The sequence below is a fragment of the Streptococcus mitis genome (genome assembly GCF_009496155.1).
In the GTDB taxonomy this organism is placed as follows: Bacteria; Bacillota; Bacilli; order Lactobacillales; family Streptococcaceae; genus Streptococcus; species Streptococcus mitis_BQ.
This window is the reverse complement of record NZ_WIJP01000003.1, coordinates 87,465-104,333: the sequence shown is the minus strand read 5'-3', so window position 1 is coordinate 104,333 and position 16,869 is coordinate 87,465. Positions and strand designations below refer to the sequence as shown.

The window sequence follows — 16,869 nt, the reverse complement described above, 5'->3', positions numbered from 1 at the left end:
CCGTCAAGATTACTCGACTACTGTCATTTTCTTCTTGGAAGTTTTCTTGTTCTTGCTTCCTCGTGGAGTAAAACCCGATACTTCAAAGAGTGGCATTAAAACCTCTGTCATGAAGGTTGTTTGGTCTCCACCGTTATCCACGTATTCATCGTATAGATCATAGACATCCTCAAGAGAATACCCATTCTCATACTTTTGCAAGGCTCCATGAATCAAGAGCAATACAACTTTCAAAGGAGGCAAAGGAAACTCTTCGCCAGCCTCAGGCATAAAAATTTTCAGTAAGTTCATGCCGATTTTTTCTTCAACTTTTGCTGCTTGATGAGATGAAAGTCGTAGTTTCAACTCTTTCTCATCGCTAATCTTCCAAATCGAGTAAGGTAACGCCATTTAATTAACCTCCAATACCGTCTGTAAATTCCAACTCTGACTGCAAAGCAATTTTAAGGGTGAACTCGATAACGGCATTGACACCGCCACCGCCAAGCTTAACAGATACTTGACCTTCAAAACGAACTTTAGTGTTATCTGGGTAAGTTTGCTCAAAGAAAAGTTTTGTCTTGTTGTCTGCCGCTGTACGCAATACACGATAAGGTGCGGTTGCTCCGTCGTTCTTGTAAGAGAATTTGTACTCCAATTCCCCTGCGTCTCCAATACCGAACTCATACTTCTTGACTTTATCTTCAAGAGTAGTGTTCTCTACTTTTTCAGGCTCAATACCGAATTCAGGTACTTCCTTAAGTCCTGTAAGTTTTGTGTAAGTTCCTTTAGCTGTACCATAAGCTAACGTAATTCCATTTGCTAACATGTTTAATTCTCCATTCTAAATTGAAAAACAAGCTCTGAGTCTAAATCAACGACACCTTCAAAACGCATGACCTTATGTCTCAAATGAGACGGGTCTGGCACATCTTGGCAGTCGGTTCTTCGTAAACCTAAAGACTCAAAAATCTGATTGATTTTAACAGCTAAATCACTAGTGCTGGTATCATCAAAAATATCTACCTTGTAGCGGATAGATGATTTTTGTTCTTGGTCATCAAACCATTCACCGGGCTTGTTTTGTTCTTCTAAAAAAATAACGACTGGGAAAGTTTCCCAATCGCTAGGATAAGTATCAGTCACATTATCTGCGACCTTTTGCAATTCTTTGTAAATAACAGGTTTGATATTGATCATTATAATTGTTCTCTTATCTTTCTACGGACATAATTCGAAATATTCTTAGACACACGCTCTTGATTGTCTCTCAAAGCTGGATAAAGATAAGGCTGGGCAGGTTGACCATACATCTTGTAGAATTCCCCAATTTTTTGAAAATGGTAAGGTCCTACATCGATTTGGTCTTCATGCACATACCAAGGACTAGACCTGTAAGACACACTAACCTCTGGGGAGATACCCGAATGGCTAGCTTGTCCTTTTGGTCCTGTTCCAAACTCAACATAAGGAGCGTAGTGCAGATTGGTGTAAACCTCTGCTATAGCCTTACCTCCGTCCATTTTGACCCTAGTTTTGATACTGTTTCTAAGTTCCCCATTATTCCCTGGCGCTAGTCTCTTAGCGTCTGCTTGGACAATAGTTTTAGCTGCATGATGAACCGCTTTTGAAACGATGTCTCGTTGCGTAACATCTGATAGCCTTCTGAACTTAGCTATAAGTCTATCTGCCCCTAGTAGCTCTGACACGCTCTAACTCCAAAACTTGATGATGTGTGTAGACCTTCTTAGAAATAATCCTATGAGTCACTTCCGTCTGGCTATCTATACACACACCATCCTTCACTTTGATAGTAGCTGACTTGTTGGCATTTGCGTTCAAAATATCATTGACACGCTCGCCATACAATTCAGATTGCAACTTGCTACTAGCCGGCCACAATTCAAGACGGACTGTCTCAGCTTCCTTGGCATATCCTTCTTTTGCGACACCTTCCTCTGTGACAGTCTTTTCAAACCGTCGCATCGGATAAGGTTTCAGTCTACTCTGCTTCAAAAACATGGCCTGCCACCCTTGCTAATCTGTGCATGCGGATACGCTGTAGAAGACCCGTAGACAGGCCGTTTTCTCCATAGACTACTGCTATACCACCCTCGGTTCTAGAATGCTCTCCTTCCGCTCCTGAGCGATTGTGGAGCTCAATAGCAACCTCAGGTATTAAAAGACTTAAAGCAGGTGTCAAAGATGTGCGATTAGTCTCTGACAAGATAAGATTTGTAGCCCTCGTTTGGAGCAACATGAGAAGCTGAGTATCTTCTTCGCCTGTTAATTTCTTCAGCAACTCTATAGACATATCAATCCTCTTCTAAGAACTCAGGTTCAGGGAAGATTTCCTCAAGAATATCTGAGATAGCCACACCGTTGCTGGCAAAATTGTTAGCCAACTCAGCATAGCGCTCCTCAGTAATCTCAAGTTCCTCTCCTGCCAGTCGTTTCACATTTGATTCCCAATCGTAGAAATCTTGTTTGATTTTAAATTTCATAACTAAGACCTATTTCTTACCAGTTTTTTCTTTCCAGTTAGCTGAGTCAGAGTCTGGTGCATTGGTTGAGCTAGTGATGTCTTTGATAGCAACATAGACTTTATCATCATGAGTTACTGATTCGCCTTCTTTATAGGCTGTTTCAGTCTTCCACGCTTTAGCACGGTTCACTGTTTTGCCTTGAGCTGATTTTTTAGCAGCAGGCTTAGAGTCCGCAATTGTGATGATGTACTTTTGGAAGTGTTCAAGCACATACGCTCCAGTGTAAAGCAATTGTTCTACCAATTCACCAAAACGACCAGGTACGTTGTCATTGTACTTGGTATTGTCAATTTGAATTGGTGATGTAACGACACCAGGGGCACTAGCAAGGGCGTTTACATTTGGCAAGAATTTAGAAGGTACTTTGTAGACTGTGTAATCATCCAATTCACCAACATATCCTTTTCCAAGGACTTTCTTATCTGCGTCACCATGTGGTAGACGAACGATTTCAGACTTGATCGCTTTGTAGAATTTAGGTGTTACAAAAAGCAAGCGCTCTTTTGTAATTCCAAGCTCATCAAGTTTCTCAGAGACATCAAGAATTGCATTGTATGCGTTGTTCGCTCCTGGTTCTTTGCCCATAGTAACATTGTCGCTAACATTACCAAGCGCTGCACCAAAACGCAGTTCATCAAGATATGGAGCTACTACTTCTGCTGCTTGACGTGCAATAACATAATTGATATTTACTTGACCATTAGAGTCACGTTCGTCCAATTGGTCTACGAAACGACCCCAATATTTTTCTTCGTCAAGGGTATAAACCTTTTCTTCAACTTCAACGTGGTCAAATTCGTTGTCTTTGTTACGTTTGTAGTCTTTAAGTTCTGTTGTGTTACCAGTTGCTACTGTAAAAGAGCGACCTTGCAAGGTTACTGCATCGCTTGATGTTACAAGTGGTGTTGAATATGAATTTACTGCAAGTACATCCTCAATAATCCCTAGATGTTTCTTTCGTGATTCTGCTGTGTTTAATTCTTCAAATGCCATTTATTTTTCCTCTTTTCTTTTATTACAAGAAGTCTTTACGCCATTTTTCCGTGACTTCTTGCTGGACTGTTTGTGCATTTTTGATAGGTGCACTACCTTTCATACGTTCAGAGACTCCCTTCTGAACTGACTCTTCCCATGCTTTTTGGATAGAGGTAATAGATTCAGATACCGTCTCTGCGCTTGTCAAATCAACTACATTCACTAACTCAACAGGTAAGTCACGTTCACTTAACATTGCTTTAGCTTCCGCGGTTAATTCTTTACGAGCAAGAGCTTTTTCGCGGTCAGCTAGTTCTTGCTCACGCTGATCTAACTGATATTTCTGTTTCTCATCAGCGTTCATCTTGGCAAGCTTCTTAGCTTCGTTTTCCTTGGCTTCTTGCTCAGCTTCCCATTTAGAGCGCTCGGCAGATAGCATCTTGCCGATTTCAGCACGAGTGAAAGTTCGTTCGTGCTTTTCTTCTTGCACTGTATCAACATTTTCTTGAGTGTCGACAGTCTCAGTTGATTCAGTAGATACAGTTGCATTGATTTCTTCTGACATAATTGTCCTCCAGCGATTACGTCGCCACTCGATAATCTCGCTTTACGTCCGGCGACGGAACAGTACAGCTTTTATTGTCATCGGTACAGTTTGGACAATATAAAAACCGCCTCTATTTCGATGCGGTTTATAGCAATTTACAGTGATTTATAGCAGTCTGTTCCTGCCAGTCAAGATGTTGGATCACCTCCTAGATACTAGCTAAAATATTCAGATACTCTACTTCTTCGTAAGTTTCTGCAAAAATATCTGGTTTGCATGGATAAAATTCACCTTGAACTCCTTTGATAATATAATCCCCTTTTTTGGCTATCATATCACCTTCAAGTGTAGCAATCCATATATTCCCAAGTGCATCAAACCAAATATTATTTTCTGCAAAGTCAATTACTTCTTTATGGTTATCCCCGTTCCAAAGCACTGCCTCAACCACAGCCGGTTTCTTTCTGTATTTCATTTCTTCAGTCCTTTCTTTACACCTTCAATTATTCCGCTGATCACGGCCAGAATAATAAAGATTAACAACAAAAATACCAACCACCCGAAAGCGACTGATACCCAATCCCATATAAACATGTCTTTACTCCTCTACTTTTTCATATGTTTCCTTAAAGATATCAGGTTTGCATGGATAAAACTCGCCTTGCACACCTTTGATGATATAATCCCCTTCGGTCGCAATCATCAATCCTTCAAGCGTTTCGATTTTTAAAAGGGGATTGCTTAAATCAGCGTAGTCAATCCGTACTGGGTCTAGTCCAAAATCACATAGCTCATTTATAGCTTCTTCTGTATCTAAAAACTGCACGGCTTCAACCACTACTGGCTTTTTACGGTATTTCATTTCTCGCTCCTTTCTAAGCATCATTTTTGAGGCTTAGCATTCTTATCCACCCATTTTTTGAAAGCATCAAAAGTATTCATGTTTTTAAGAGACAAATACTTTTTAACTTCTTCAATAGCTTCATCGACTGATTTATCGTCAAAACAATAGCCATTACCCGATAAATCAAAAATTTTATCTTGTTTCTTCTTATCAACAATCCATAAATGTTTTCCAGTCCAAGCACTCTGTGGGTCATAACATTTCTTCGATTGTATCTCAAGATTATTATCTTCAATCAAGCCTATCAATTCTTTGTATTTATTCATAAGGTTCTCCTTTCTGAGCACGAAAAAAGCACTTAGATTTCTCTAGGCGCTTTCTTTTTTTGTCAATTCGATTATTCCCTTTAAACTTGGATTTGTTTTCCAAATTCTTGTCCATGACCTCATTTTTACCAAACTCCCTAAATAGATGCCGTTTATCTTTGGCATATTTGGAGAAAGTTTATATTTTTCTCTGATTTCATCTTTATGATCCATTATGTACTGATTCCGAGGAAGGCAACAAAAGATACCCTCACCAAAATAACTCAAATCTTCATCAGATATTTCAATAAGTTCTTCAGGCTTTACAAAAATCGCTCGATTAACTCTATCTGTGCCGTTAGAAAAAGCCTTATCTATAAAATCTTTATCAAACCCCATCTTCTAACACCTCCAAACCATAAATTATCATCCCGTTTTCATCTTCAGTTTTCGAAATGATATTATACTTTAAATTCGGTTTCATTAAATATTCTTTTTCAGGGTTAAAATCAGCTAAGTCGGCTATATACGCTCCTGTTTTCTGTCCTTTTTTAACCGTAACCTCAAACAGAATATCTGCTCCGTCGCCGTCTATAGCAAATTCTTTCGCATAGTTTTTATCTAAACTAAATGAAGTGAAAGTCTTATCTAGTCTAATAGATTGACCAACTTCGAAATCCAAATACCCTAAATCTTGTCCGAGTACAGAGATAGAACCACTTCCACGATATGCCTTAAAGCTTTCTTCAGGCGCAAATTTTGAAATAGCTTTTTCTAAGATTGGGATATTAGATTCTGTATCCTTTACAATATCCAAAGCAAAAGGTAAATCGGCTACATCTCCGTCGTTTTCAAACCAGAACTTTTCACGTATTTTTAAAGCTTCATCAAGTCCATAACGTTTTATATTGTTGAAATTATGATAGTTTTCTGTTGTATAAGAATAAATAACGCTTCTTTCGTCATCCGTAAGCTCATTATACCACTTCTGATAAGATTTTTGTTTCTTAAAGAAATCATCTATTTCATTTGGTTTATCAGCTACAAAAACCTTGTCATCTACTTCTGGCTTAGATTCCTTAACAACATCCACACCATCCACATACTTGCTATACCACTCTTTATAAGTCATATCAGCAGGTACTAGCTCGGTCTTACCTGTCTCCGGATTCCTTGCTCTGCGCTTCAGCTTGCTATAGTCTGCGTCCTCGTCGTATGCGACAGTAGTAGACCTACACCAAGGGTGCATAGGCGGACAATTGACACCAGGGACAGCCTTATCCCTATCATAGACCTGATTATCATGTTCTTGACAAATGCGTGATGTACGCTTGTCTAAAACTGCCACAAAGATATACTTCTCTATGTCTGCTTCTTCATAGCTAAGTAGTTCCATTTGGTTATGAAAAAAGGCTGATTCTGTTCGAACCAAACGCCTTGCATCATTCTGACCTACATTGAACCGTTCAGCAATTGCTTGTGCAGTTTCTCGTGTATCTCGGCCTGTTATAAGGCTTATGAGTAATTCATCTTTTATGCTAGAAGTAAGCTTCCCTGTGTTCTTCCAGATGTTTGTTGAGTACGTACTTCCGTCTCCTAACCAACTAAAAGACTGTAGATGTTTAATCTCGCTCTCAGGAAGCCCAGAAAAGCCATATGCCAGCCCTGTCTGCTGTTGCAGGTCAAAGGTAGCCTTGTAGTAGCTATCCTTCATCAAGTCGCTATAAAAGGCATCTGAGCCTGTCTTCTCCGAATGATAGATAGATTCACGCATACGGTCTAAATCATCACTCAAACGCTCTAGACGCTTCATACGGAAAGAATAAGCGGGGCTGTCTAAGTCAGCCAGTAGTCTTTGGATGTTCGGGTCATTCGGTCTTGCCTCAAGCACCTTACGAAGTTCATTCAGGTCTTTCTTGTCTTTCATGTTCTTCAAGACTTGTCTAGCATCTACCTGACTTAAGCCATAATCCCGTTGGAACTTATCAAAAATCTTATTGATTTCCTTATCCAAGTAAGTCTTAGCTTCCTGATAGACCTTATCGAACTGGTCTGCCTGCTTTTCGGCCTTGTCCATCTGTTGGTAAATCAGATTGGCTTTCCTCTTCGCCCAATACTCCTGATTCTTCATCCTCTACCTCATCTTCGGGTTTCGTGTTGTCTTGGTTGAATATCGGCATGTCTTCCATGTCCTTCTTTTTCTCTTCTTCCAAGGCTTCCAGCTCAGCGTCAGGGTCTTCCACAAATGGCAAGAGAGAAATGAGCTGTCTATTGGTCACTTTGCCTTCCAAGTTGTTCACAATCTGAGAGATTTCCAGTAAGTTCTTAGGCAAGCCACGGCTAAACTGCGGAACGATTGAGTGCGCTTCTAGTGCAACCTGTTTAAGTCCTAGATAGTGAGCAAAAATCGCAATACGTTGGCGCAATCCACGCTTGTAGTTCGCTTCCTTGGTCTTAGTAATCATTTCAAGGCCCATCAGCTTAAATTCCATGGCTACGCCCGAAGTATTCCCTGCGAAGTTCTCGTCAGTCAGGTTAGGCACATGACTAAATGTGTAGATATCCTCTTTCAGAGCTGTGCGCAAGATTTCAGTAGCACTTTCGTCCAGTGTATTCTTCAAGAACTCAGCTCGTGCGCTATCGCCTGGCAACTCCAAAAGACCTTCTTCAGAAAGAATCTTCATCGCTGCTTTAGCATCCTCTGGAGTATCTGCTAACTGCGTTCCATATAATACAAGGATAGACTCTACTGCCTGTTCCTTATCGTTGACACGGTTACCCATCAAGGAATTATAAGCATCAATCAAGCTAATCTGTTGCTCGTAGTCGCCAATCGCAAAGTGATTATTGCGATACTCGATAATCGGAATCTGGCCAAGGTTGTGAGGCTCTACCTGCTCATTCTGAGTTATTCCTGAATCTGTGCTTCTCAGCACCATGTGATAGTGCAGATTTTCGGTAAAGACCTCTGCTTGGTACTTAGTCGTGTCTTTTGTATCGTCCTTAACTTGATAGTAATAAACCGCAAACAAAGGCTTACGCTCAATGCTATCATCGTAGACCATGAAGGTATTTTCTGGATCAATACTAGTTGAGTCCAACTCAGTCAATCCTTCTTTAGCATAGATGTACTCATAAGCACGTCCATAGATAGCCATATTCAAAGCATTCTGCGCATCTACTTGGTCAATCTCAGCGTCGTCAAAGGCTGTGAGCAATTCATCAATATCACCTTCAGCAGTGTTATTGTACTTGATAGGATTGCCCATAAAATAGCCTGTAGCCGTGTCTGCGATATCCTTGGCATGATTAGCTACTGTTTTATAATTAGGTGCGTTCTCGTTGCGTCTTTTGTGATTTAAGATAGCATGCTCACCCATGTAGTAGCTTTTTAAATCCTTCAAACGTGAGCCTTCATTGCTATGTTTCGTTATCAATTTGTAAATCAGGTCTTTCTTCAAAGAACCCTCATCATATCCATCTCGTGGATAAGTTAAATATTGGTACATGTCTTTCCTCTCTATAGACCATAATCAGAACGTCTGCGGACGGTTGCTTTCCCACCTTCGATACATTGAAGGCTATAACGTAGCGCGTCCATCAAGTGGTTATTTTTATCTTCTGGCTTGTTCAACCAGTTGCCTTCTTTATCTCGCTGGTAACAGTAACTATAAAATTCATCCATGATATATTCACAACTTGGATGCACATAAATAGCGTATCCTTGTAATTTGGACACGCCTGCCATGATACTATCCTTACCTTTCCGACTCTCTTTTATTCTAGATATGCCATGTTCCGACCTCAGTTCCTCAATCAGTCGCAATTCAGCACTATCGGCAATGATTTGTGAGCGATGATAACCTTTGTCTTTTATCATCTTTGCAACTTCTTTAGTAATCAATCCGACTTTATACGCCTCATCAAAAACATAAATCTCTTTCGTTGTATCGTTTATGAGCGAACAACACAAAGCGGTTGGGTCATGAGTAAAACCAAAGTCAAGACCGATACATAACTTGTAAGCTGGATCTTGTAGCAGTTCGTCCTTATCAAAATCCTTGACAGTTACGTTCTCATAGATTAAACCTTCAGCAACTCCCCACTCGCCATCACAAACGATTCTAGCCCGTCTAGGGTTCGTATTATACAAATCCTCATAGCGCTTGATATCAACTTCATCAAGCCACTCGTTACATTTGTAAGTAGTCGTAATAGCGAATGTATCAGATCGTCTCGTATCTTCATCAAAGAAGACACGCTTGAGCCAGTGCCTTTCATTCCACGGGTTAAACGTGACTGTGATTTGTTTAAAGAAATCAGGTACGTCTAAGCTACCACGGATAGATTCAACAACTGTGCTGAACTTGTCCTCAGTCTCGATTTGATACGCTTCCTCACAATTTGTTACGAATATATCGTTTCCATATATTCTCTCTATATTTCTATAGAGTTCAGACTATATCATTACTCTTTTTGCAAAGAGTACCTCCCGCTTCGGGTTCACTTGAACCCTACTCTACTCCATTAAAAAAAGACATCTTAAAGACGCCTTTTCTTTGTTTCGATAGTCGTTGCACGTTTTTAATCAACATTCTTATAAGATAAACCTCGAACGATAAGACCGATAACTCTAGGTGAGGTCCCGAACTTTTTAGCAAGACCTACAGTCCCAAACGTTTTATCTTGTCGCTTGTAGTGTTTTCTTATATATCTAACATCACTTTCGGATAACTTAGCCTGTGCATTAAAAGGACCTCGTGTAGGTTTTTTTAATCCATTATCATAGGCGTGTTGCATGTTTTCTTCTCGTGTCATCCATTCTAGATTTTCAACACGATTATCTAATTTGTTTCCGTTTTTGTGATTTACTGTCGGTTTGTTTTCTGGATTAGGTATAAAGGCTTGTGCTATCAAACGATTTACTCGAAAATCTTTTTGCACCCCGTCCTTTGCTAATCTTACTTGATTATAACCATACCTTTTACATCTTTCCATTCTATGATATAACCTTCTTATCTTTTGTTATTCGATAACCTTATTATACCATTTCCGACTAAAAATATCAATTAAACTTCGCTCATGATTGCCCTCGTCTTTACGTTAGGGTTTCCCATGAATTCAAGAGGTTTTACTTGGTCTGATATGTTAAACCAAGCCCAACAAAGAATACCAACGTCAACTGTAATGGATGTGATTTTTAGTTCATCATCCAAACCACGGAACAGGATTTTTTGACCAGTCGCTTTTATAGTTATTTCGGGCAAAGACTCGTTGAATTTAAACAAATGAGTTACACCCAACACATTACACGCCCATTTAAAATCCGTATAGGTAGATTGCTTATTTGTATTCGAATATCTACGAATGACAAGCAAGTTCGCCCAGGGATATTTCAAAAGACGTACGACGTAATTTAATGCAGTTGTCTTGGACTTCTTCGAACCACGGGATCCTTTTACAACACGATAAAGATTCCTTGAACGCCAGAACTGTCCGTATCCTCCGCCTACTGTCTTAGGTAGGTCAACAACAATATCATTCTGTTTAATCTGGTATGTCTGACTCATTTGCAAACACCACTGTTCCAGAGACGTCAGCCTCTACTTTGTCAGTCCAAAGCCTATGACGTTTCCCTAAGAGTTCAGCTGCCTTGATTCTATCTTTTGCTCCAACGTCTATATCTGTAATCGTTTGACCCAATTCTCCGATACTTATCAAAGTCTGTTCTTGCGTCTCTCCTCGCATTACTGAAGTTAGATAACTAAGGACCTCTTGCTGATCTGCAATTTTCTCAGAATCAAGTTGTTTCAGTCGTTCATCTATATAGCTTTTAATCTTAGGATTCTTTAGTAATTTATGCCCTTCAACGCCTGCTACTCTATCGCTAGAAGCACGGTAGCCCGCTTTCTTATAAGCTTCCGTAGCATTACCTGAGATGATGTACTCATCTGCGAATCTCTTTTGTTTTATCGTCAATCCATTCAATTTTCCATCACCACCTTATTTTTCATAACAAAAAAGACGCGTGTATGCGCCTTTTTTCTAGGAGTCATCATAAAAAACGTTTTGCTTTCATTTTCTTGACAATACCATAATATCACTTTAAAAATTCCAAAGAGTTCCATTAGTTCCATTTTTTAGAAATTTTTTTTAAAGCACTCTCTCTAGCCCGATGAATCGTTCCGCGCCCACAACGTAACTGAGCCTGAATTTGATTCCACGACAATCCATCAATGCACAACAACCGCATGATGATATTTTCTACAGGGTCGTCCAATGACTCAATCACTTGCACCAGCTCATCCCGTTCCCGATAGAGTTCTTGGATTTCCTGATACAGTTGTTCTGATTTGTCAATAATCAGCACATTCAATTCCTCAGAGCGATTAGACGAGCTTTCTGACTTTGGCATGTTGTCAAACTGCTGTCCTCGTAAGATGCTCGATTTCAGACTGATGATTTCCTGGTGCTTTGACTTCGCTTTGATATCAATGTACTGTAAGGCCTTTAGTCGTTGCTTAATATTAATTGTCAATCTTCTGCCTCCATCTCCTCAATCAGCCAGTCAAGATTCTTTCTGGCTTTCTTCAGGTCCTCAAGACCATTCTTTTTCTGAAACCGAAGCATATACTTGATTGCGTTACCCCAGCTCCATGCTGCCTTTCCTTGCAGATTACCAATAAAATTATCAATCACTTCAATACCTTCAAGACCGTTAGCCCCTTGGTAGTGAATTGGTTTATTTACGTTATCAATTATTTCTGGGTTCATTATTTATCCTCCAAAAGTTCTGGGTTCTCGTAGATGTTGCCGATGATTTCATTTTCATCCGTCTCTGACCACAAAAAGCTAGCTAATTGCTCGCAATCATTCATAATCAACCAAGCGCCCTCAAGCATGGTTATAAGGCCTGTTATTGTTTCATTTTCCGTTGTCGGCTGGGTTCGTACTTGTCTAACTATATCCCCCTCAAAGATTTCCTTGCCGTTCTTATCAACCAATCCTGTTGATTGCATGAGGTCAAGGTCATTGTTCACAATCCATTCACCAGCAACAGAATCCTCATCAATAATCCAGATATTGCCATTTCCAACCATAACTTCGTCTGGTTGATACATGCGACTTAATGAGCCGCCATCATACGCTCTAAATTTTGGTGTCATTTTTCTTCCTCCTCGTAAAATTCAATCTTTGCAAAGTGTTTAGGATTTATCGTGATGATAGTTTCAGTAGGCTCACTCTGTTGTAAACGAAGATAATCTAAATTACCTGTTTCCATCCAATTCAACATGTCAGCTATACGCTTGCAACTTTCTTTTACCTTGATTTCTTCTTCAAAGTAGGGATATTTTAGTACAATTTTTGCCATCTATTCCACCTCCTCAATCTCAATCCCTGGGCAATCAAACACCCAGCCGAACCCAGCTTCTTCAAGCTCTTTTCGGGTGTGATTTGTGCGATGATTCTTAGAATTACCACTTATACCAAAGTACCAAGTAGCAAGTTTTTTGTTATTGGCTAGACATCCATTGATACGATTCATACCTTTCACCTTCACCAAGTACCGCTTCTCTTTCTCGACCTCGTAGCCGTCCAGCCATGCACGAGCGAAGAGGTCTTGGTTGCTCGCCTTTTTAATCCATAATATAAAATCGAAACTTTGGTTGTGTTCTTTCATAAAGTTTGGAGTCATAGCAGTATATAGACTAGTTGTTAAATGTTCTTTACAAACCTCAATCCAATCCGCCACAAACTGCGGAACTTCGACTTTTCCTGGTTCGTCTAGTTGTTCCAAATCTTTTAAAAATAGCTGACAAACTACCCTTGCTCCAATATCAAATAAACCATCTTCATATTCTTTATACTTCTTAATCAATTCCTGTATATTCATCTTTCGATTCCTCGTTATATTTTTCTACCAATTCATGCAACCACGACCAAGGTTCGGTTTCTTCAACAATTGGATCAACTTCCTTTTCTTGCAACCAAGCTGAGAAATTAACCACATTATCAATGTAGATTGTGTCGTAATCGCCCCAATCCCAAACAGTTAAATAAATTTCTGTTTTAGTTCCATTTTCATCTTCAACCGTTATTGAACCATTTTCAACCCACGCTGTACCAAAACACAATTCGCAAGTGCCAGTCTGTTCTTCTTGGAAATCTGAATGGTATTCTGTCACTTTATACTTCATCTTCCAACTCCGTTATTCTCTTCTTCCAGTTTTTCACTTTCTTTTTAAGCAAGTCTCTTTCCTCAGACCTGCTAAAAGCAAGCGATTTAACACACGGCTCAGATAGTTCAACTATCCTTGCCTCCGTCTGCTCGACCGTACGTTTCAGTCCGTCGATTACTGTTTGTTTGCTATATTCCATGGCTTATCCTGCTTGTTTTTCTAGCCAGTTAAAGAGCAAGCCAAACTGCTCCGTCACCAGCTCATCATCATTGTATTGTTTACAAATTTCGTTAATTGATGACACTACCCATAGCCAATAGGCATCCGAGCCGAAGCCAACTTCTTGACTCTTCTGATTGCTGCGCGCCATCCATTCCGGAATGACTCTGCTGAAGAAATCAATATAACTGATTTTCATGGCAATTCCTCAATCTTGATATAGATCCCGACAGTGTCCGCCCAGAATTTTTCGACAATCTCGCTGGCCACTTGTGCATCGTCTTGCCAATAGCCAAGTTTCGTCATGCAGTCCTTGAGTAGCTTCTGCAGATTGTCTGTATCCGGCTTTGTGGTCTTGTACTGTCCGTCGTAGCTTTTTTTGATACGAGGGAAGCACCACTTGACTGTCAGACGAATTGCTCCTTTAAATTTACCAGGAGGCACATGCTGGGCAAGCAAGCTCTCAAATTTCGCCCTGGCATTTTTCAGATCCTCTGGCTCATAAAAGATTGGCTTACTAAATCTCACGTTTACCTTTTTTTGCTGGTGAGTCGTTGTCGGAATTTTTTGCATCGGTAAAAAGAATTCAATCATCAGCCAACTCCCTTAAAATTACACCCAAGGTCGCACTAGCGCTCATAAGCAATCCAAATGAGTAATCTGGATTAAGTGCCATCTCTTCAAAATCCTCTTCACATTTATCCAACAAGTCATCGATTTCCTTTTTAAGATTATCAATAGCTTTTTTATTTAATGTCATTTTTTACCTTCTTTTTTTATACGCGCTTAGTCCATGGACCTTGTATATGACAGGGTGCGTTTTAAGCAACCCTGTCTATACAGGTATGGACATGATGGACGACAGGACATTATCTATATATATAATATATAGTTGTCTGTCGCACGACACTACCGTATTTTATGGTTCTGTCGCGACAACGACACCACCGTATTTTGATAGTGCTGTCGCTATTAGGACATGACCAGAATTTTACGGTTCTGTCGCTGATTTTATTACAGGGATAATATTGCCTGTATTTTTATCTATTTGGTATTTTTTAGATGTTTTTATTCGTCTTTCGACAGTCCTAACTGTTATACCTAAATACTCAGCTACGTCTTCTTTTGAAGGTGGCTCGCCGAAATTCGCGTTTTCAATTGCTTCGTCAAACTCTATCAGTTTTTGCTTTTTATCTTCCTTTGCGTTCTTTTTGCGAGTTTCTTTAGCTTTCATCCACCCTGGTTTATCGTCGTCAAGCTTAATATCTGCCAGTACGCCCGATTCATCAAGCGCGTGCACTGGATAACTGAACCACATATTGACTGGCTTGAATTTGGCAAACTCTCGAAGCGTGCCCTCGACTCGCCACGCAGTCGCTATCTGGATCTTGTTGCGAGCTTCTTCGAGCTTGTCTACATACGGAGCACGAGCCATCACATCAGGAATGCCTTTCTCGAAGTGCGTCCGCATTTGCGCAGGACTCAAGAGGTCATCTAAGCCGACATTTTGCTGGTAATAGGCATTATTTAGCTCTTGCAAGGCCTGTTTGTACACTTCGCACGCTGCTTGATTCAGTCTTTGAGTAAGCAATTCTTCTGATACTTCCAGCTCGACCAAATCGATAAGCGCGTCAGGATCCCGAGCAAATACACCCGAACCACTAGCGCGGTCCATGGACTTCTTGCTACCTTGACTGCCTTTTGAGTGGTGGTGACAGTAGATAACGCTAGATCCTAACTCTGTGGCCACTTTATCAAATTGATTCGTAAAATGTGCCATCTGGTCTGCACTGTTCTCGTCACCAGTAAGTACCTTGTAAATCGGGTCAATGATAACTGCGATATAATTTTTCTTCAAAGCTCGACGGATTAACTTAGGCGCCAGCTTGTCCATCGGTACGGTCTTGCCACGCAGATTCCAGATATCAATGTTACTGATATTCTGTGGTGGCAATCCCATAGCCTGATAGACATCACGGAAACGATGCAAAGCAGACGGACGGTCTAGTTCCAGATTGACATAGAGGACGCGCCCTTGGGTACATTCCCAACCGAGCCAATTCTTGCCTTCGGCAATTGCGATTGACATCTCTATCAGTGCGAATGACTTACCAGCCTTAGACGGTCCAGCAATCAGCATCTTATGACCCTGACGAAGGACACCTTTTATCAACTCAGGAGCCAATTCTGGCAAGTTATCCCAGCTGTCGACCAATCCTTCAGGATCAGGTAAATCATCGTTCAAATCTTCGATGTATTGATACCATTCGTCCCAGTCAGCCTTACCAATGTTGGTATCTACCAAAAATTGCTGCTGGCCATTACGGATAAAACCTGGCATGCGTGATAGTCTACTTGGATTTTTATTTTGAGTATCAACTATGATTCCATTCTTCTGACAAATCTTGTAAAGGTAATCAACCCGGTTACGGTATTCCTCGTAATTCTTGGCATCTACTTTGACGATGGCATGCAGTGATTTATTTCCACTGTGTACCAAGGCTGCAATCGGTAGCTCCAATTCCTTGTAGATAGCATTTTGCTTATCGATTGGCATGCTGTCGGATTCAACCAGAGCATATCTGAAATCTGTTACGTTTTCATTTTTTGCGCCTTTTCCATCCATGGGATTAAATCGCACCCATGCACCGGCTTCTTCGTGATAGTCACCAAGGACAGCTCCAATATCTCCATTACATTCTTGTAAGAGCTGAATCAACTCACCAGCTGTACGGTCGTAAGCTCCCTTTGTTGGCAGCCATTTGACAATCTCGCCAGTTTCGTCGTCAGTCTTGGGGTAGCACTTGGTCACATAACCGACATTTTCACCAGCTTCAAAGAGTGTTTCAAGGTATTTGATGATTTCTTGCACCGGATTCCAAATTATCGGCTCATGAATTTCCTTACCTTCAATCCAGTCTTTATCAATGACACGATAATCACGGTCAATGGTGTCCGTCCATCCTAGCTCATGAGCGTTCTCACTATCATAACTAGACTGCGACACCCAGCCATTTTCTTTTGCAAGTTGGGTAATAGTCGCACCTGTCACGATAGTTCCTGCTTCCTCGTTGAAGGTATCCCATTTTTTGAAACACTCGAATTTCTTGTACCGGCTATCGTTTTGTGACCAACTATCCCAGTCGGACGCTGTGTACCCTTCGTGTTTAAGGGCCATACCGACATTAACCCACGTTTGGTAGTCTACCGTGGCAGGATTGATATAATCCAGCAACGGCAACAAATTAAAATCATTTTCTGCCACTGTTTTCTC

The 16,869-nt window shown here is 40.5% G+C and carries 28 protein-coding genes and 2 pseudogenes; all 30 read right to left on the bottom strand.

Annotated elements, in window-relative coordinates; translation table 11 throughout:
• Positions 1-9: 9 nt before the first annotated feature.
• The 30 genes and pseudogenes from GEZ84_RS02705 to GEZ84_RS02560 all read right to left on the bottom strand — a co-directional run bounded on the left by GEZ84_RS02705 (position 10) and on the right by GEZ84_RS02560 (position 16,860).
• A complete protein-coding gene (locus tag GEZ84_RS02705; RefSeq protein ID WP_153223407.1) occupies positions 10-390 on the bottom strand; it encodes a DUF6096 family protein in 381 nt (126 codons plus the stop codon).
• A gap of 4 nt (positions 391-394) precedes the next feature.
• Complete coding sequence (locus GEZ84_RS02700) at positions 395-808, bottom strand: phage tail tube protein (RefSeq protein WP_153223405.1); 414 nt, start codon at positions 806-808, stop codon at positions 395-397.
• 2 nt (positions 809-810) lie between these two features.
• Positions 811-1,179 carry a hypothetical protein gene (locus GEZ84_RS02695; protein ID WP_153223404.1) on the bottom strand — a complete coding sequence of 123 codons (369 nt, stop codon included), beginning with the start codon at positions 1,177-1,179 and terminating at the stop codon, positions 811-813.
• The gene (locus GEZ84_RS02690; protein WP_153223401.1) at positions 1,179-1,688 is read right to left on the bottom strand and encodes an HK97-gp10 family putative phage morphogenesis protein; all 510 of its coding nucleotides are present in this window, start codon (positions 1,686-1,688) and stop codon (positions 1,179-1,181) included. The genes GEZ84_RS02695 and GEZ84_RS02690 overlap by 1 nt, the downstream gene beginning before the upstream one ends.
• Positions 1,663-2,001: a hypothetical protein gene (locus GEZ84_RS02685; RefSeq protein WP_194252010.1), complete on the bottom strand. Its 339-nt coding sequence runs from the start codon at positions 1,999-2,001 to the stop codon at positions 1,663-1,665. Before GEZ84_RS02685 ends, GEZ84_RS02690 begins: the two co-directional genes overlap by 26 nt.
• On the bottom strand, positions 1,982-2,293 hold the full coding sequence (locus GEZ84_RS02680; RefSeq protein WP_000021220.1) for a phage head-tail connector protein: 312 nt from the start codon (positions 2,291-2,293) through the stop codon (positions 1,982-1,984). The genes GEZ84_RS02685 and GEZ84_RS02680 overlap by 20 nt, the downstream gene beginning before the upstream one ends.
• 1 nt (position 2,294) lies before the next feature.
• Positions 2,295-2,483, bottom strand: coding sequence for a hypothetical protein (locus GEZ84_RS02675; RefSeq protein ID WP_153223399.1), 189 nt, complete (start codon positions 2,481-2,483; stop codon positions 2,295-2,297).
• A gap of 9 nt (positions 2,484-2,492) precedes the next feature.
• A complete protein-coding gene (locus tag GEZ84_RS02670) occupies positions 2,493-3,518 on the bottom strand; it encodes a carbohydrate-binding protein (RefSeq protein ID WP_153223397.1) in 1,026 nt (341 codons plus the stop codon).
• Positions 3,519-3,540: 22 nt separating this feature from the next.
• Entirely contained in the window at positions 3,541-4,065 is a 525-nt protein-coding gene (locus GEZ84_RS02665; protein ID WP_153223395.1) for a DUF4355 domain-containing protein, read from the bottom strand.
• Between the two features lie 190 nt (positions 4,066-4,255).
• The gene (locus tag GEZ84_RS02660; RefSeq protein ID WP_153223394.1) at positions 4,256-4,522 is read right to left on the bottom strand and encodes a hypothetical protein; all 267 of its coding nucleotides are present in this window, start codon (positions 4,520-4,522) and stop codon (positions 4,256-4,258) included.
• 123 nt (positions 4,523-4,645) lie between these two features.
• Positions 4,646-4,909: a hypothetical protein gene (locus tag GEZ84_RS02655; RefSeq protein WP_153223392.1), complete on the bottom strand. Its 264-nt coding sequence runs from the start codon at positions 4,907-4,909 to the stop codon at positions 4,646-4,648.
• Between the two features lie 20 nt (positions 4,910-4,929).
• Entirely contained in the window at positions 4,930-5,217 is a 288-nt protein-coding gene (locus tag GEZ84_RS02650; protein WP_153223390.1) for a hypothetical protein, read from the bottom strand.
• Positions 5,218-5,259: 42 nt separating this feature from the next.
• Positions 5,260-5,595 carry a hypothetical protein gene (locus GEZ84_RS02645; RefSeq protein WP_153223388.1) on the bottom strand — a complete coding sequence of 112 codons (336 nt, stop codon included), beginning with the start codon at positions 5,593-5,595 and terminating at the stop codon, positions 5,260-5,262.
• Positions 5,585-7,327, bottom strand: a complete 1,743-nt coding sequence (locus tag GEZ84_RS02640; protein WP_194252009.1) for a minor capsid protein — start codon at positions 7,325-7,327, stop codon at positions 5,585-5,587. Before GEZ84_RS02640 ends, GEZ84_RS02645 begins: the two co-directional genes overlap by 11 nt.
• Complete coding sequence (locus GEZ84_RS02635; RefSeq protein WP_153223386.1) at positions 7,236-8,705, bottom strand: phage portal protein; 1,470 nt, start codon at positions 8,703-8,705, stop codon at positions 7,236-7,238. The genes GEZ84_RS02640 and GEZ84_RS02635 overlap by 92 nt, the downstream gene beginning before the upstream one ends.
• A gap of 11 nt (positions 8,706-8,716) precedes the next feature.
• Positions 8,717-9,595 (bottom strand): annotated as a pseudogene (locus GEZ84_RS02630) (PBSX family phage terminase large subunit); the annotation flags it as partial.
• 185 nt (positions 9,596-9,780) lie between these two features.
• Positions 9,781-10,194 (bottom strand): HNH endonuclease signature motif containing protein, encoded by a 414-nt coding sequence (locus tag GEZ84_RS02625; protein ID WP_153223384.1) that lies wholly within the window; start codon positions 10,192-10,194, stop codon positions 9,781-9,783.
• Positions 10,195-10,325: 131 nt separating this feature from the next.
• Positions 10,326-10,766, bottom strand: a pseudogene (locus GEZ84_RS02620) (phage terminase large subunit); the annotation flags it as partial.
• Entirely contained in the window at positions 10,744-11,184 is a 441-nt protein-coding gene (locus GEZ84_RS02615; RefSeq protein WP_153223383.1) for a terminase small subunit, read from the bottom strand. The gene GEZ84_RS02615 and the pseudogene GEZ84_RS02620, both read right to left, overlap by 23 nt.
• Positions 11,185-11,323: 139 nt before the next feature.
• Positions 11,324-11,734: a DUF1492 domain-containing protein gene (locus GEZ84_RS02610; RefSeq protein WP_153223380.1), complete on the bottom strand. Its 411-nt coding sequence runs from the start codon at positions 11,732-11,734 to the stop codon at positions 11,324-11,326.
• Positions 11,731-11,970, bottom strand: coding sequence for a DUF3310 domain-containing protein (locus GEZ84_RS02605; RefSeq protein ID WP_153223379.1), 240 nt, complete (start codon positions 11,968-11,970; stop codon positions 11,731-11,733). The genes GEZ84_RS02610 and GEZ84_RS02605 overlap by 4 nt, the downstream gene beginning before the upstream one ends.
• Positions 11,970-12,362 (bottom strand): YopX family protein, encoded by a 393-nt coding sequence (locus GEZ84_RS02600; RefSeq protein WP_153223377.1) that lies wholly within the window; start codon positions 12,360-12,362, stop codon positions 11,970-11,972. Before GEZ84_RS02600 ends, GEZ84_RS02605 begins: the two co-directional genes overlap by 1 nt.
• Entirely contained in the window at positions 12,359-12,568 is a 210-nt protein-coding gene (locus GEZ84_RS02595) for a hypothetical protein (RefSeq protein ID WP_153223374.1), read from the bottom strand. Before GEZ84_RS02595 ends, GEZ84_RS02600 begins: the two co-directional genes overlap by 4 nt.
• Entirely contained in the window at positions 12,569-13,090 is a 522-nt protein-coding gene (locus tag GEZ84_RS02590) for a DUF1642 domain-containing protein (RefSeq protein WP_153223372.1), read from the bottom strand. It lies immediately after the preceding gene.
• Positions 13,068-13,394 (bottom strand): hypothetical protein, encoded by a 327-nt coding sequence (locus GEZ84_RS02585; RefSeq protein WP_153223370.1) that lies wholly within the window; start codon positions 13,392-13,394, stop codon positions 13,068-13,070. Before GEZ84_RS02585 ends, GEZ84_RS02590 begins: the two co-directional genes overlap by 23 nt.
• Entirely contained in the window at positions 13,384-13,575 is a 192-nt protein-coding gene (locus tag GEZ84_RS02580) for a hypothetical protein (protein WP_153223368.1), read from the bottom strand. The genes GEZ84_RS02585 and GEZ84_RS02580 overlap by 11 nt, the downstream gene beginning before the upstream one ends.
• 3 nt (positions 13,576-13,578) lie before the next feature.
• Complete coding sequence (locus GEZ84_RS02575; protein WP_153223366.1) at positions 13,579-13,794, bottom strand: hypothetical protein; 216 nt, start codon at positions 13,792-13,794, stop codon at positions 13,579-13,581.
• Positions 13,791-14,189, bottom strand: coding sequence for a RusA family crossover junction endodeoxyribonuclease (locus GEZ84_RS02570; RefSeq protein ID WP_153223364.1), 399 nt, complete (start codon positions 14,187-14,189; stop codon positions 13,791-13,793). Before GEZ84_RS02570 ends, GEZ84_RS02575 begins: the two co-directional genes overlap by 4 nt.
• On the bottom strand, positions 14,182-14,355 hold the full coding sequence (locus GEZ84_RS02565) for a hypothetical protein (RefSeq protein WP_153223362.1): 174 nt from the start codon (positions 14,353-14,355) through the stop codon (positions 14,182-14,184). Before GEZ84_RS02565 ends, GEZ84_RS02570 begins: the two co-directional genes overlap by 8 nt.
• Before the next feature lie 231 nt (positions 14,356-14,586).
• Positions 14,587-16,860: an AAA family ATPase gene (locus tag GEZ84_RS02560; RefSeq protein ID WP_319946408.1), complete on the bottom strand. Its 2,274-nt coding sequence runs from the start codon at positions 16,858-16,860 to the stop codon at positions 14,587-14,589.
• Positions 16,861-16,869: the final 9 nt, after the last annotated feature.

What these genes read in the sequence shown, in the direction of transcription:
- GEZ84_RS02670 (WP_153223397.1), bottom strand. Translation starts at nt 3,518, where the DNA reads ATGGCATTTGAAGAATTAAACACAGCAGAATCACGAAAGAAACATCTA.
- GEZ84_RS02685 (WP_194252010.1), bottom strand. Translation starts at nt 2,001, where the DNA reads ATGTTTTTGAAGCAGAGTAGACTGAAACCTTATCCGATGCGACGGTTT.
- GEZ84_RS02575 (WP_153223366.1), bottom strand. Translation starts at nt 13,794, where the DNA reads ATGAAAATCAGTTATATTGATTTCTTCAGCAGAGTCATTCCGGAATGG.
- GEZ84_RS02595 (WP_153223374.1), bottom strand. Translation starts at nt 12,568, where the DNA reads ATGGCAAAAATTGTACTAAAATATCCCTACTTTGAAGAAGAAATCAAG.
- GEZ84_RS02645 (WP_153223388.1), bottom strand. Translation starts at nt 5,595, where the DNA reads ATGGGGTTTGATAAAGATTTTATAGATAAGGCTTTTTCTAACGGCACA.
- GEZ84_RS02605 (WP_153223379.1), bottom strand. Translation starts at nt 11,970, where the DNA reads ATGAACCCAGAAATAATTGATAACGTAAATAAACCAATTCACTACCAA.
- GEZ84_RS02590 (WP_153223372.1), bottom strand. Translation starts at nt 13,090, where the DNA reads ATGAATATACAGGAATTGATTAAGAAGTATAAAGAATATGAAGATGGT.
- GEZ84_RS02570 (WP_153223364.1), bottom strand. Translation starts at nt 14,189, where the DNA reads ATGATTGAATTCTTTTTACCGATGCAAAAAATTCCGACAACGACTCAC.
- GEZ84_RS02655 (WP_153223392.1), bottom strand. Translation starts at nt 4,909, where the DNA reads ATGAAATACCGTAAAAAGCCAGTAGTGGTTGAAGCCGTGCAGTTTTTA.
- GEZ84_RS02585 (WP_153223370.1), bottom strand. Translation starts at nt 13,394, where the DNA reads ATGAAGTATAAAGTGACAGAATACCATTCAGATTTCCAAGAAGAACAG.
- GEZ84_RS02565 (WP_153223362.1), bottom strand. Translation starts at nt 14,355, where the DNA reads ATGACATTAAATAAAAAAGCTATTGATAATCTTAAAAAGGAAATCGAT.
- GEZ84_RS02640 (WP_194252009.1), bottom strand. Translation starts at nt 7,327, where the DNA reads ATGAAGAATCAGGAGTATTGGGCGAAGAGGAAAGCCAATCTGATTTAC.
- GEZ84_RS02650 (WP_153223390.1), bottom strand. Translation starts at nt 5,217, where the DNA reads ATGAATAAATACAAAGAATTGATAGGCTTGATTGAAGATAATAATCTT.
- GEZ84_RS02680 (WP_000021220.1), bottom strand. Translation starts at nt 2,293, where the DNA reads ATGTCTATAGAGTTGCTGAAGAAATTAACAGGCGAAGAAGATACTCAG.
- GEZ84_RS02700 (WP_153223405.1), bottom strand. Translation starts at nt 808, where the DNA reads ATGTTAGCAAATGGAATTACGTTAGCTTATGGTACAGCTAAAGGAACT.
- GEZ84_RS02580 (WP_153223368.1), bottom strand. Translation starts at nt 13,575, where the DNA reads ATGGAATATAGCAAACAAACAGTAATCGACGGACTGAAACGTACGGTC.
- GEZ84_RS02600 (WP_153223377.1), bottom strand. Translation starts at nt 12,362, where the DNA reads ATGACACCAAAATTTAGAGCGTATGATGGCGGCTCATTAAGTCGCATG.
- GEZ84_RS02705 (WP_153223407.1), bottom strand. Translation starts at nt 390, where the DNA reads ATGGCGTTACCTTACTCGATTTGGAAGATTAGCGATGAGAAAGAGTTG.
- GEZ84_RS02660 (WP_153223394.1), bottom strand. Translation starts at nt 4,522, where the DNA reads ATGAAATACAGAAAGAAACCGGCTGTGGTTGAGGCAGTGCTTTGGAAC.
- GEZ84_RS02635 (WP_153223386.1), bottom strand. Translation starts at nt 8,705, where the DNA reads ATGTACCAATATTTAACTTATCCACGAGATGGATATGATGAGGGTTCT.
- GEZ84_RS02665 (WP_153223395.1), bottom strand. Translation starts at nt 4,065, where the DNA reads ATGTCAGAAGAAATCAATGCAACTGTATCTACTGAATCAACTGAGACT.
- GEZ84_RS02675 (WP_153223399.1), bottom strand. Translation starts at nt 2,483, where the DNA reads ATGAAATTTAAAATCAAACAAGATTTCTACGATTGGGAATCAAATGTG.
- GEZ84_RS02625 (WP_153223384.1), bottom strand. Translation starts at nt 10,194, where the DNA reads ATGGAAAGATGTAAAAGGTATGGTTATAATCAAGTAAGATTAGCAAAG.
- GEZ84_RS02695 (WP_153223404.1), bottom strand. Translation starts at nt 1,179, where the DNA reads ATGATCAATATCAAACCTGTTATTTACAAAGAATTGCAAAAGGTCGCA.